Annotated in this window: 13 protein-coding genes; 4 read left to right on the top strand and 9 right to left on the bottom strand. The window is 61.8% G+C overall.

Annotated features, from left to right (window positions below; genetic code table 11):
• The first annotated feature begins 14 nt into the window (after window positions 1-14).
• Window positions 15-1,145 carry a Ppx/GppA phosphatase family protein gene (locus ACQY4V_RS08455; RefSeq protein ID WP_428516514.1) on the top strand — a complete coding sequence of 377 codons (1,131 nt, stop codon included), beginning with the start codon at window positions 15-17 and terminating at the stop codon, window positions 1,143-1,145.
• Entirely contained in the window at window positions 1,145-1,876 is a 732-nt protein-coding gene (locus tag ACQY4V_RS08450; protein ID WP_428516512.1) for an RlmE family RNA methyltransferase, read from the top strand. Before ACQY4V_RS08455 ends, ACQY4V_RS08450 begins: the two co-directional genes overlap by 1 nt.
• On the opposite strand, the gene ACQY4V_RS08445 is transcribed toward ACQY4V_RS08450, so the two are convergent.
• The 4 genes from ACQY4V_RS08445 to ACQY4V_RS08430 all read right to left on the bottom strand — a co-directional run bounded on the left by ACQY4V_RS08445 (window position 1,873) and on the right by ACQY4V_RS08430 (window position 4,611).
• On the bottom strand, window positions 1,873-2,061 hold the full coding sequence (locus tag ACQY4V_RS08445; RefSeq protein WP_428516510.1) for a hypothetical protein: 189 nt from the start codon (window positions 2,059-2,061) through the stop codon (window positions 1,873-1,875). The two genes, ACQY4V_RS08450 and ACQY4V_RS08445, sit on opposite strands and share 4 nt — an antisense overlap.
• A gap of 364 nt (window positions 2,062-2,425) precedes the next feature.
• Window positions 2,426-2,641 (bottom strand): hypothetical protein, encoded by a 216-nt coding sequence (locus tag ACQY4V_RS08440; RefSeq protein WP_222450372.1) that lies wholly within the window; start codon window positions 2,639-2,641, stop codon window positions 2,426-2,428.
• Entirely contained in the window at window positions 2,638-3,798 is a 1,161-nt protein-coding gene (locus ACQY4V_RS08435) for an aromatic ring-hydroxylating oxygenase subunit alpha (RefSeq protein WP_428516508.1), read from the bottom strand. The genes ACQY4V_RS08440 and ACQY4V_RS08435 overlap by 4 nt, the downstream gene beginning before the upstream one ends.
• Window positions 3,799-3,921: 123 nt before the next feature.
• Window positions 3,922-4,611 carry an XRE family transcriptional regulator gene (locus ACQY4V_RS08430; protein ID WP_428517195.1) on the bottom strand — a complete coding sequence of 230 codons (690 nt, stop codon included), beginning with the start codon at window positions 4,609-4,611 and terminating at the stop codon, window positions 3,922-3,924.
• A gap of 361 nt (window positions 4,612-4,972) precedes the next feature.
• On the opposite strand from ACQY4V_RS08430, the gene ACQY4V_RS08425 reads away from it, so the two are divergent.
• On the top strand, window positions 4,973-5,359 hold the full coding sequence (locus ACQY4V_RS08425) for a hypothetical protein (RefSeq protein ID WP_428516506.1): 387 nt from the start codon (window positions 4,973-4,975) through the stop codon (window positions 5,357-5,359).
• 18 nt (window positions 5,360-5,377) lie between these two features.
• On the opposite strand, the gene ilvN is transcribed toward ACQY4V_RS08425, so the two are convergent.
• Together ilvN and ACQY4V_RS08415 are read right to left on the bottom strand one after the other, a co-directional pair.
• Window positions 5,378-5,938, bottom strand: coding sequence for an acetolactate synthase small subunit (ilvN, locus tag ACQY4V_RS08420; RefSeq protein ID WP_152492586.1), 561 nt, complete (start codon window positions 5,936-5,938; stop codon window positions 5,378-5,380).
• 42 nt (window positions 5,939-5,980) lie between these two features.
• Complete coding sequence (locus ACQY4V_RS08415; RefSeq protein ID WP_428516504.1) at window positions 5,981-7,738, bottom strand: acetolactate synthase 3 large subunit; 1,758 nt, start codon at window positions 7,736-7,738, stop codon at window positions 5,981-5,983.
• Window positions 7,739-8,116: 378 nt separating this feature from the next.
• Between ACQY4V_RS08415 and ACQY4V_RS08410 the strand changes: the two genes are divergently transcribed.
• A complete protein-coding gene (locus ACQY4V_RS08410) occupies window positions 8,117-10,018 on the top strand; it encodes a PhoX family protein (RefSeq protein WP_428516502.1) in 1,902 nt (633 codons plus the stop codon).
• Between the two features lie 63 nt (window positions 10,019-10,081).
• On the opposite strand, the gene ACQY4V_RS08405 is transcribed toward ACQY4V_RS08410, so the two are convergent.
• The 3 genes from ACQY4V_RS08405 to ACQY4V_RS08395 form a co-directional block, all read right to left on the bottom strand.
• Window positions 10,082-10,408, bottom strand: coding sequence for a hypothetical protein (locus ACQY4V_RS08405; RefSeq protein ID WP_428516500.1), 327 nt, complete (start codon window positions 10,406-10,408; stop codon window positions 10,082-10,084).
• 125 nt (window positions 10,409-10,533) lie between these two features.
• The gene (locus ACQY4V_RS08400) at window positions 10,534-11,178 is read right to left on the bottom strand and encodes a response regulator transcription factor (RefSeq protein ID WP_428516498.1); all 645 of its coding nucleotides are present in this window, start codon (window positions 11,176-11,178) and stop codon (window positions 10,534-10,536) included.
• Window positions 11,175-12,596, bottom strand: coding sequence for a cache domain-containing protein (locus tag ACQY4V_RS08395; protein ID WP_428516497.1), 1,422 nt, complete (start codon window positions 12,594-12,596; stop codon window positions 11,175-11,177). Before ACQY4V_RS08395 ends, ACQY4V_RS08400 begins: the two co-directional genes overlap by 4 nt.
• Window positions 12,597-12,834 lie beyond the last annotated feature (238 nt).

Genomic DNA, 12,834 nt, shown 5'->3' with positions numbered 1-12,834 from the left:
GGAGGGCGTGAGTTATGGCGCCCAAGCGTCCCGAAAGTGCGGGCGCGGTCCCTCGTTCACCAGAACGGCCAAAGGTCGAAAGCCCCGCACTGATCTCGCCCGAATCCCGCCCGCTCTACGCGGCGCTGGATCTGGGAACGAACAGTTGTCGTATGCTGATCGCCCGACCCGACGGCGCTCAGTTCAAAGTCGTGGACAGTTTTTCGAAATCGGTGCAGCTGGGGCAGGGGCTGGAACAGACCGGCAAGCTGTCGCGCGCCTCGATCTACCGCACCATCCAGGCCCTGCGCGTCTGCCAGCAAAAGCTCAAGCGCAACAAGGTCAAGCGGATGCGGCTCGTCGCGACCGAGGCCTGCCGCCGCGCCTCCAACGGCACCGCCTTCATGAAAAAGGTCGAGCGGGAAACCGGCCTGCGCCTCGACATCATCGAACCGCAGGAAGAGGCGCAGCTGGCCGTTGTCTCCTGCGCTCCTCTGGTCGGCAAGAAGACCGAGCAGTTGCTTGTCGTCGATATCGGCGGCGGCTCAACCGAGCTTGTCTGGATCGACCTGACCAACGTGCGCCCCCGCGAACGGGCCTCGGCCATCATGCGGATGCATGGCGGCTTTCCCGACGCCCGGCGCAGCGACGGCCCCTCGGCCCGCGTGGTCGACTGGATCAGCGTGCCCTTGGGCGTAGCGACGCTGCGCGACCAGTTCAACGATGTCGAGGACGACGCCGCACGCTTCGCCCTCATGAGCTGGTTTTTCGAGGAAAACCTTGCCGAATTCGCCCCCTACAAGGACGAACCCCCGCGCGACGGCTTCCAGATCGTCGGCACCTCGGGCACGGTGACGACCGTGGCGGCCAGCCATCTCGGCCTCAAGCGCTATGACCGCAACAAGGTCGACGGGCTGCGCATGACCTCCGACCAGATCGACAAGGTCATTCGCGACTACCTCGCCATGGGCCCCGCCGGCCGCCGTCGCGACCCGCGCATCGGGCTGGACCGGCAGGCGCTGATCATGTCTGGCGCCGCGATCCTCCAGGCGCTATTGCGCTGCTGGCCCACCGACCGGCTGTCGGTGGCCGACCGCGGCCTGCGCGAGGGCATGCTCTACGCCCAGATGGCCGCCGACGGCGTGTTGATCGAAGGACAGGACTGATGGCCAAGAAACCAACCGGCAAGGGCCCCACGGGTAAGAACACCTCCGGCCGCGGCCAGCGCGACCTGACCGTCAAGGTCAAGACCGCCAAGGGCCGGCGCAGCAGTTCCACCCGCTGGCTGCAACGGCAACTCAACGACCCATACGTGAAACGCGCCCAGGCCGAGGGCTATCGCGGCCGTGCCGCCTACAAGATCATGGAGCTTGACGACAAGTTCCGCTTCCTCGTGCCCGGCGCGCGGGTGGTGGACCTCGGTTGCGCCCCCGGCGGCTGGTGCCAGGTCGCCGTGCCGCGCGTCAACGCCCTGGGCGAGAAGTCCGGCAAGGCGCAGGGCTCCATCCTCGGCATCGACCTGCAGGAGGTCGATCCCATCGCGGGCTGCGAGTTGCATGTGCTCGATTTCATGGAAGACGACGCCGACGAAAGGGTGAAGGAATGGCTCGGGGGCAAGGCCGACGTGGTCATGTCCGACATGGCCGCCGCCTCCTCGGGCCACAAGCAGACCGACCACCTGCGCATCATCGCCCTCTGCGAGGCCGCGGCCTACCTCGCCTTCGACGTGCTCGAAGAGGGCGGTACCTTCGTCTCCAAGGTCCTCGCCGGCGGGGCCGAGGGCGATTTGCAGAAATTGCTGAAGCAGCGCTTCACCAAGGTCGCCAACGTCAAGCCGCCCGCGTCCCGCTCCGATAGTTCCGAGAAATTCGTGGTGGCAACGGGCTTCCGCGGTTAGAACGTTGCCGACACCCCGATCAGCGAGCGCTCCGCCGCCTGGCGAAACCTCAGGGCCGCGTGCCGATCGTTCGGTCTCGGGGCAGGGGGCATGGACCGTATTTTCAGCGCCATGTTCTCCTGCCGCAGCAGTTCGAACAGGCGCGCATGGCGGGCCATGGACATTTGATCGGGTCTGGTCTGCATGTGGCCTCGATGGGGGATTGCGACACTCTCCTGCAAAAAACTTGCCATCCCATTAAGGCAATTCTGGCCCGGACATCGTTCGATTTGCGGGCACCGGGACGCAAGAGCGTCCTCGGGCAGAGATCCCGGATCAAGTCCGGGAGTCCGCGCGACCGGCCGCGTAGGGTGGGTGAAAACCCACGCGCCGCCGGGCTCGTCGGCTTCACCCGATTTTAACGCTCTTCTGCCCGCGCGGGTCGCACCGCACGTCCGGTTAATCCCAGGGCCAGGGCAAAAATCGCACCGCCGCGATACCACCTGGATACCGACGCGATACCGACGTGCCGAATCTGGCCGAGTCGCAATTCTTACCCGTCCAGTGCCCTCAGGCTTCGCGCCCGTGCCGCACCAGCCGCGAATGCAGGCTCCGAGCCGCCGGCGCCCCGGCCTCCAGCGCGAACACATACGCATGTGTCAGGTAAAAGCACGACGCATCCAGGTCATTCGCAGTATCCGCCGCCTGCGTGTAAAGCCGGATCAGGGCGGCACTGTCATGCGCCTCGTGCGCCGCGATCATCGCAGTGTCCAGCGTGCCGCTCATTCCGCGGCCTTTCCCATGCCGCGATAGGCCTCGACCTTGCCGGCAACCCAGTCATGAAAACAATGGGTTGGGCTGTCCATGACGGGCGAGAACCGGCCACCGTCGAACTGGTCCGCATGGCGCCCGCGCTGCATGCCTTCGACCACGAAGAGATCCTCTTCGAAAACGGTCTTCCAAAGCTGCGTGTTGCGCATCCGCAGTCCTTCGTCGCTGTCGGGAACCGAGTAATAGAGGTGGATATGCTCGACCGTTTTCTCGGGGCCCTTCGGCTCCAGGATGATGGCAAAGGCGTGGTCGCGATGCACGCCCAAGAGGACGTTGGGGTAGACCGCGATATACTCCGCCTGTTCATTCCACTTGGCGCCAACCCCTTCAAAATCCGGGAGCTTTTCGCCGTTCTCGTTGGTCAACTGACGATAGACCATCGTGCCCTGACCCGAGAACGCGCCGGGCTTTTCGATGTTGTAATGGTCTTCCAGCTTGGAATAGCTGTTGAGCCCGGGATGCACCCACGGCAGGTGATAGCTCTCGCAATAATTCTCGACCGCCAGCTTCCAGTTGGTGTTGACCTCGAACTCGATCTTGCTGTCGACCCCGCCGTGATAGACGGGCAGCTCGAATTCCGACCAGCGCTCCATAACGTCCTTCATGGCCTCCTCGAAGGCCGGCGCATCGCCCGAAACGTTGACCCACACGACATCGCGCCACACGTGGCTGCGCACCTCGATCAGGCCCAGGTCGTCGCGCTTGATCGCCTCGTGCGTGTTGTGCCCCGGCCCGCCCACATGCGGGGTCGAGACCAGCTTGCCCTTGGTGGAATAGCACCAGGAATGGTAGGGGCAGCGGATCGCGCCCTCGATCTTGCGCGGCTCTTCCACCAGGATCATGCCCCGGTGGCGGCAGATGTTCTGAAACACCCGGACATCGCCATCCTTGTCCCGCAACAAGAGCAGCGGCATGCCCAGGAACTCGATCGGCTTGGCATCCCCCGGCTCCGGTACGTCGGCGGCCACGGACAGCCCGGCCCACTGCGTATAGAGCAGCGCCTGACGCTCCTCGGCATAGACGGCGGGGTCGATGTAATGGGCGTTGGGCAAGCCGTTGGCCTTTTCCACACTGGTGCGAACGGCGGAAAGATCGGAAATCGTTGCGGACATCGGTGGCGCATCCCCTTGGCTGGTTACGCGTTCCGATTGCCTGAAATTCGCGTGCCGTAACCGACAAATCCCGACATGACCTCACGAAATGCGACGCGTGCGGCGTTCGGTTCGGAAGGCGCTCTAGCGAAAGGTCTCGTTCAGGCGCAACAGCCTTGCATGGAACAGGGGAATATCCTCCAGCGCCGCCAGTCCCGCGCGGCGCGCGACCGGCAGTGCACGTTGCAGACCGGGACCGAGATACTCGTAGACCATGCGCGCCGCCCGTCGCCCGGTGACCTTTTCGCGCACCGTCCGCGTGGCGTACCCTTCCCAGATATTGGACTGGAAGGAGGTCTCCCGCGTCAGGAAGTTGAAGGAGCAGGCCAGCGAACTGCGATGCGTGACAAGCGCCATCACACCTTCCTCTTGGCGCATGACAAGGCCGCGGTATTCGCGACTGCCAGCCGCGGTGGACAGGCCCTGACTTCGCAGGGCATCGCGCGGCTCGAACCCGCGCAGAAAGGTGTAGGGCTCTTGGCGATGCACATAAACAAGACCTATGGTAAACAGCGCGTCGTCGATAAAGGACCGCCGGACGAAACTGTAGAACCCGCTGGGAAAGGAATCCTCGGGCACCGCTGTCGGTCCGCTGCCGAAGAAGCCCGACAGGAACGGATGGCTCAGCAGTTCGGGAGAGGTTGTGTAGATTGCCTCGACAGGTTCGAGCAATATGCGCGCATCGACATTGAAGAACCGGCAAATTTGATGAAGCACGTCCGGCCGTGGAAAGCTCTCGCCCGACAGGTAGCGATTGAATTGCGTGCGGTTGATTCCCAGTTCTCGGCACAGCGCCGAAACCGACCCGTACGGTGCGGTAAGGGTTTTTAGGTTCTGTCCAAATATTCCTCTCAGCGCGGCCGGGTCGTCGGGATGATGCGGACTGGCGCCTGTCGCGGTTTTTTTTGTCAACTTGGCATCGTTTCCGTTTCCAGCCGACACGTCCCGCAGGGTATCGGATACATGATTTGGCAACTGATTACACGAACCGGAACGGTTATGTCCAGAAAATGACGCGAATTAGCGTCAGGTCAACACGCATCTGACACAAATGGATGTAACCAAAGCGTCGATTTTACCGTGAACGTAGCGTGGCACTGTCCTATCCTTAATTCAGGATAGTTGCGGGGACGCTATGTACGGTGCTGTATTGTGGACTGATCGATGCACGAAACGGGCGTTGATCTGGTGCGAGGACCACGGAAGCCTGGCCTTTTTCGACGGTGATCAATCGCAGTTCTCTGAGGCGCCGAGCTTCGAAGAAGGCGATCTTGTCTCATTCAAGATACGTGACGGGCGCGGTATGCGCGTCGCCTTCGAGATAGAAATCGTGTCAAGCGAGCAATACCCCTTTCTGGCTGCGGATCTGCGCGGCATGACCGAGGCGCAACCACTCGCGCCCCAATCAGGCCAGGCAGGCGCTGCCAGCAATATCCTGCCCTTCACGCCGGGCCGCGACCGCCGCAACGTTGCGCTCCCGACCGGGCCGGATACCAAGCAGGCGATCGTCAAGTTCAGCTAGGCAAGACCTCCGCGAGGCTCAGCTGCCACGTGACAGGGCCGCGACCCCGGTGCGGGCAATCTCTTCCAGCCCGAGGGGGCGCATCAGGTCGGCGAACGCGTCGACCTTTTCGGACGTGCCGGTGATCTCGAACACGAAACTGTCCAGTGTGCTGTCCACCACGTTCGCTCGAAAGATATCCGCCAGCCGTAGCGCCTCGACCCGCTTGTCGCCTGTCCCGGTGACGCGCAACAGTGCCAGCTCGCGCTCGACCGTGCGCCCCTCGACCGTAAGGTCATGCACTTCGTGGACCACCACGATACGGCCCAGTTGGGCCTTGATCTGTTCGATGATCTGCGGTGTGCCGGTGGTGACAATCGTGATCCGAGACATATGCCCCGTATGATCGACCTCGGCCACGGTCAGGCTGTCGATGTTGTAACCGCGCCCCGAGAACAATCCGATCACGCGCGCCAGAACGCCCGGTTCGTTGTCCACGATGACGGCAAGCGTGTGACGCTCTTCGGCATCCGAGAAGGTCGGGCGCAAGTTGTAGGCCGAATGGCTGGACGCGCCTTTTTTGATTTTTAGAGCTGACATGAGCTTCTGGTCCTTTGAAGTTTGCCGGGCGACAGTGCTGGTCTACACCAGCACCGCGCCGCCTGCGTCTATGGCATCGGCCGTGGACGCATTCTCGCCCAGCAGCATCTCGTTATGCGCCTTGCCCGACGGGATCATCGGGAAGCAGTTCTCGTGCTTCTCGACCAGGCAATCGAAAATCACCGGCCCGTCGTAGTTCAGCATCTCCATGATCGCATCGTCCAGATCGGCAGGATCCGAGCACTGGATGCCCTTAGCGCCAAAGGCTTCGGCCAGCTTGACGAAATCGGGCAGAGCGTCGGACCACGAGTGCGAGTAGCGCTCGCCATGCAGCAGTTCCTGCCACTGACGCACCATGCCAAGGCGTTCGTTGTTCAGGATGAACTGCTTGACCGGCAGGCGGTACTGCACCGCGGTGCCCATCTCCTGCATGTTCATCAGCCACGACGCCTCGCCCGCGACGTTGATCACCAGCGCCTCGGGATGCGCCACCTGCACGCCGATCGACGCCGGAAAACCGTATCCCATGGTGCCAAGACCGCCGGAGGTCATCCAACGGTTCGGATGTTCGAACCCCAGATATTGCGCCGCCCACATCTGGTGCTGACCCACTTCGGTGCAGATGTAGCGATCATGCCCCTTCGTCAGTTCCTCCAGCCGGTGCATGGCGTGCTGCGGCTTGATCGTCTTGCCCTTCTGCGTGAAGGCCAGGCAATTGATCTTCTTCCATTCCTCGATCCGGCTCCACCAATTGCGGATGGCCTCTCGGTTGATCTTGCTGCCGCGCTCTTTCCAGACCGAAAGCAACTGGCGCAGCACTTCCTTGACGTCGCCCACGATGGGAAAGTCGGTGCGGATCACCTTGTTGATCGAGGACGGGTCAATATCGATATGCGCCCGCTGCGAGCCCGGCGAGAACGCGTCCAGCCGCCCGGTTATCCGGTCGTCGAACCGTGCGCCGATATTGATCATCAGATCGCAATCGTGCATCGCCATGTTGGCCTCGTAAAGGCCGTGCATCCCCAGCATACCCAGCCAGTTCTTGCCCGAGGCCGGATAACAGCCCAGGCCCATCAGCGTGGAAGTGATCGGGATGCCCGTGGCCTCGACCAGTTCGCGCAGAAGCGCCGTCGCCTCGTCGCCCGAATTGATGACGCCGCCACCGGTATAGAAGATCGGCCGCTCGGCCTGTTCCAGCGCCTCGACCAGTTCGGTGATCGTGTCGATATCGCCGGCGGTCTGAGGCTGGTAATGCGAGGTCTTGGTCTGCGCCGGCTCCAGATACTTGGCCGAGGCGAACTGAACGTCTTTGGGAATATCGACCAGCACCGGCCCGGGCCGGCCCGAGGTCGCCACGTGAAACGCCTCGTGAATGGTCTGGGCCAGCCGCTCGGTTTCCTTGACCAGCCAGTTGTGCTTGGTGCAGGGGCGGGTGATGCCCACGGTGTCGGCTTCCTGAAAGGCGTCCGAGCCGATCATGAACGTGGGCACCTGGCCGGTCAGGACGATCAGCGGGATCGAATCCATCAGCGCGTCGGTCAGGCCCGTGACCGCGTTGGTCGCACCCGGCCCCGATGTCACCAGAACGACGCCGGGCTTGCCGGTCGAGCGCGCGTAACCTTCAGCGGCGTGCACCGCGCCCTGCTCGTGACGCACAAGGATGTGCCGAATGTCGTTCTGCTGAAAAATCTCGTCATAAATCGGTAGCACGGCACCGCCGGGATATCCGAATACGACGTCCACACCCTGATCCTTCAAGGCCTGAACCACCATTTTCGCTCCGGTCATCTGACGTGTCATCTTGTTGCTCCGTTCATGACATGTGTCTCTTTGCGTTACGCACAAAAAAGCCCCCGGAGGGTTCCGAGGGCGCATGGGGTACCGTTATGGTGTCCGTTACCGGCCCATGCGCCATTCACCTACGATTACGATTAGCGATGCCATTCTTGGCGACTCCTTGCTGCGTTTGGCGACCTTAGGTGCGGCTTTCGGGAGCGTCAACAGGATTTTGCGCGAAAAATGTCGCGCAAAGGGGCTGTTTCTTTGCATTTGTTGCGCAGAATGCGGCGCGGCAAAGACGCGCAGGTTTGAGGGACTGTCACCAACCCGTCCGAAGGTTGTTACAGTCACGTGGCAATCTTGGGGTGTCCAAACGCCACCGTCAGCCGGAGACCTGCCATGAATGACGCCGACCTCACCCGCCTTTCCGCCGACGATTGGGACGAACTGATAAATCCGCGTCCGGTCGAGAACGACTTCGACCGGGTGGTCGAGGCCGCGATTTCGCGGCGGGGTTTTCTGGGTGGTGTGCTCGCCTTCGGCTCGGGGGCTGCGGCGATGGGCACAGGTGCGATGATCTCTGCGACCTCGGCTCAGGCACAGGCCAGCAGCCGGTTCCCCTTCACCCCGATCGGTATCCAGACCGACGCCACCGTGCACGTGCCCGATGACTATAGCTGGCACGTGCTGATCCGCTGGGGTGATCCGATCTTTTCGGACGCGCCGGAGTTCGACCACGAAACCGGCGGTGACGCCGACAGCGCCGACCGCATCTTCGGCGAGAACACGGACGGGATGGAGAGCTTTCAGGTTGGCGGGCGGCAGCTTCTGGCGATCAATCACGAGTACACCAACCGTGAGATAAACCTGCCCCATGCAACGGATGGCGTTCCGACAGGACTGGATGACGTGCGCAAGCTTCAAAGACTGCAAGGCGTCGCCGTGATCGAGGTGGCCGAAGACGCGGAGGGCTGGCATGTGGTCAAGGACAGCCCCATGAACCGTCGCATAACGCACCTGACGCCGATGAAGATCGCCGGCCCGGCCGCGGCGCATACCCTGCTGAAGACCGACGCCGATCCTTCCGGCACCGAAAGCCTTGGCACTTTCAACAATTGCGGGTCCGGCAAGACGCCCTGGGGCACGTACCTGACTTGCGAGGAAAACTTCAATGGTTACTTCGGCGCCACCGGCGCCGTCGAGGTGTCGAACCCGGTCGATACAGGCTACGAGCGCTACGGCATCGGCGCTGACGGTTGGGGCTATGACTATCACAAGTGGGACGACCGTTTCGACATATCGAAACATCCGCACGAGCCGCACCGCGCCGGCTGGGTGGTCGAGATCGATCCCGCAGACCCCGACAGCACTCCGATCAAGCATACCGGCCTAGGGCGTTTCAAGCACGAGAATGCCGAGGTGGTGCTGGCTTCTGACGGACGGGTCGTGGTCTATATGGGCGACGACGAGCGCGGAGAGTTCCTCTATCGTTTCGTGTCGAACGGCACCTACACGCCCGGCGGCCCGACCGAAGGATTGCTGGATGAGGGCACGCTTTACGTGGCGAAGTTCCACGACGACCAGAGCGGCGAATGGCTGGGCCTGACGCCCGAGACCACCGGAATGGCCAGCCTGGCCGAAATCCTGATCTTCGCGCGGCAGGCCGGTTCGGCGGTGGGGGCCACGACCATGGACCGCCCCGAATGGATTGCCGCCAACCCGCACGCGGTCGAGGCCTATTGCTGCCTGACCAACAACAAGAACCGCGGCGTGACATCCAACGCTGGCGGTGACGAAACGCCGGTCAATGGCCCCAACCCGCGCGAGACCAACAATTACGGTCAAATCGTGCGCTGGCGGCCGGAAAATGACGATCACGCCAATGATCGTTTCACCTGGGATCTTTACGTGATGGCGGGCAACCCAGAGGTTTACGACAATATCTACAGCGGGTCCGAGAACTTCACCGCCGGGAACATGTTCAACTCTCCCGACGGCATGGCCTTCGACAGCGCCGGGCTGGTCTGGATCCAGACCGATGGCGACGACAGCAACGAAGGCGAGTTCGAAGGCATGGGCAACAACCAGATGTTGGTCGGAGACCCGGTCACGGGCGAAATAGCCCGGTTTCTCACGGGGCCAAAGGGCTCAGAGGTCACGGGCCTGACCTGGTCGGCCGACCGGCGCACGATGTTCGTAGGCATCCAGCATCCCGATGCGCCGTTCCCTGATGGCGAGGGCAAGTTGCCCCGCTCGGCAATCGTGGCCGTCAAGCGCGACGACGGCGCGCCGCTGGGTTGAAGAAAATTCGTGCGAATTTTCTGACCCAAGCGACTTCGGACGAAGACTCTTGGGTCACAAGCCCTACATCATGTGGCCCAGCGCGCCCATCATGTAGTCGCGGTTGTAGTGGAGAGACTGAACCCGCGGATCATCCTGCGACTTGCGCATCACCGTGTCGTAATCCGCGAAGCAGATCAGCTGCGCCTCGTTCTGGATGATGCGGATGTTCAACTCGTTGAGATAGGCTGTGCGAAACCTGTCGGCCAGCCGCTCCGAGGCGAAATTGATGATCGTCGTGGTGCCGCCGGCGTTGTTCTGAAGGCCGTAGCAAACGGCTTTCTGGCGGTCGAAGGTGAAATCGGCGAACTCGACCGTGCTTTCGCCGTAGTCTTCTTGAACGTCCTGCATGGTGTCCCCCATGGCCAAGAATGTCTTAACGATGACAGAATTCTGAAATTATGGAAGGGGTGCAGCATAAATTTTTCTGCGCCGCGGCATGCGGTGCCGCAAAATTGATCCACGAAGGGCCGGCGCTACAGGGAAACTCCAGTTCCCTGCAGCACCCCGTGCTCCATAGCGTAGCGCGTGAGGCCGGCGGTAGAACTGATTCCAAGCTTTCGCTTGATGTTCTTGCGATGGGTTTCGACCGTTCGGACCGAGATATCCAGAGCGAAGGCAACAGCCTTGTTCGACTTGCCTTGCGCAAGTTGCAGCAGAATTGTCTGTTCGCGGTTGGTCAGTTGCGCACGGGTTTCGCCCGTGTCCGGCGCAAGCGAGCCTTGTGCGCCGGTGCAGAGATACCTTTCGCCCGCGCTGACGGCGTCGATGGCGCGCTTGATCTCTTCCGTGGGCACATCCTTCAGAACGTATCCGCTGGCGCCATGACTGAGAGCGGAGCTGATGTATTCAGGGCTGTCGTGCATCGACAGGATCAGGATTCGCGTATCGGGCTGCCGTTCCAGCAGGATTTCCGTCGTCGACAGCCCGCCAAGGCCCGGCATGTTGAGGTCCAGCAGGATGACATCGGGGGTCAGGTCGGGGGCTTGTTCGATGATCTCCCGACCCGAAGAGAGGGTCGCGACTACCTCGATATCGTCGTAGCTTTCCAGGATCGCTTCGATCCCCTCGGCGACCATGGGATGGTCATCGACAATGGCGATACGGATACAATCGGTCATGCGCTGGCCTTGGTCTGTTTCGGGGACTCGGTGCCGCCTTCGAGTTGCAGTATGTGGGCGAGCGGTACGTTGGCCTCTATCACGGTTCCGCTTCTGGAACTGAGAATGCGCAACGTGCCGGCCAGTTGCTCGATGCGTTCCTGCATGTTCCGAAGGCCCAGGCCCGAGGAAGGCGACGCTGCGGCCCGGTCCTGATCCAATCCCCGTCCATTGTCCGAGATGCGCAAGGTGGCGCCGTTCTTGTGGCCGCGAATATCGACCGAGATGCGGCTGGCACCAGCGTGGCGTTCGATATTTGTCAGGGCTTCCTGGGCAACGCGGTAAAGGGCTGTCTTGGCATCGTCGTCGAGCCGGTTGCGAAACGGGACGGTGCTGAATTCGGTCTTGATGCCGGTGCGGTGTCCGAAATCCTCTACCAGGGATTTCAGTGCCGGGCCCAAGCCGAGATCGTCCAAGACCCCCGGACGCAGGTCTCGCGAGATACGCCGGACCTCGTGAATCGCACCGGAAAGATGTGCGATACCACGATCCAGCGTCTCGCGGGCGCGGGCGTCGTCAGACTCGAACCGGCGACGGGCACTGTCCAGCGCATAGCGGACCCCGACAAGGATCTGGCTGATCCCGTCATGCAACTCGCGCGCGACACGACTGCGCTCTTCCTCTTGCGCGTCAAAGACCCTTTGGGTGAGTTTCTTGAGCTTGGCATCCGCCGCGCGGCGTTCGCGCAGGTTGATGAACATGCCTGAAGTGAACACGAGCAAGAGCGCAACCATCGTCAGCCCGCCGATATAGAGGAACGTCCTTTGGATGCGGCTTTCCACCGTGGCTCGGGCCGAACTGACGGCGGCGATCACGTCGTCGATGAAGACTCCTGTGCCGATCACCCACCGCCAGTCCTGCAGGCCTATGACATACGTCACCATCTGGGCCCTCTCGCCAGTGGAGGGTTTGGTCCACTCGTAACTGTGATAGCCGCTGCCGGTCCGTGCGATGCGGATCAACTCGTCGGTGATGGGCGTGCCGTTCGGGTCCTCCATGCCTGTCCAGTTGCGCCCGATAAGCTGGGTGTATCTGGGACTGACCAGGTTGTTGCCGTCGTAGTCGTAGACGAAGAAATATCCGTCCTGGCCGTATAGCATACCGGCGAGGATCTGCGTGACCGCGAGTTTTGCCTCTTCGTCATCAGGTGCGGCGCGGCCATAGATGTTGATGATGGCTGTTCTGGCGAGCGACAGATAGTTTTTCAGCTCGTCGCGCTTGGCTGCGATCAGCTTCTCTTCGAGCGTGTGGATCTCTTGTTCCGCCATCTGGCGCGATTGCAACGTGACCAGTACGGAAATGGTGACCACCGCCAGGACAAGGGGCAGGGTGGCCGTCAAAAACAGTTTCTGACCGTAGTTCATCTGAAGTCTGATCATCGATTCTCCCGATGCGAATCGTTAATACCAATTGGGCTCAATGCCCAGTGCCGCAGCAAGTCGGTTTTCCGGCGCACTCTGCCCGAGATGCCCGAAAAGTAAGCATCTTCAGTGATGTCGATGACGCATCGGGGCGAAACCTACGCATTACTCGGTATTTCCTTTGATCGAGGTCCGCGATAGTGTCCCGGCACCTGCAACGGTCCGCGCGCAGGCTGATAGGGACGGCATGCGCGCT

The organism is Roseovarius sp., from assembly GCF_965277045.1.
GTDB lineage: Bacteria > Pseudomonadota > Alphaproteobacteria > Rhodobacterales > Rhodobacteraceae > Roseovarius.
This window is presented reverse-complemented; position numbering and strand designations above follow the sequence as displayed.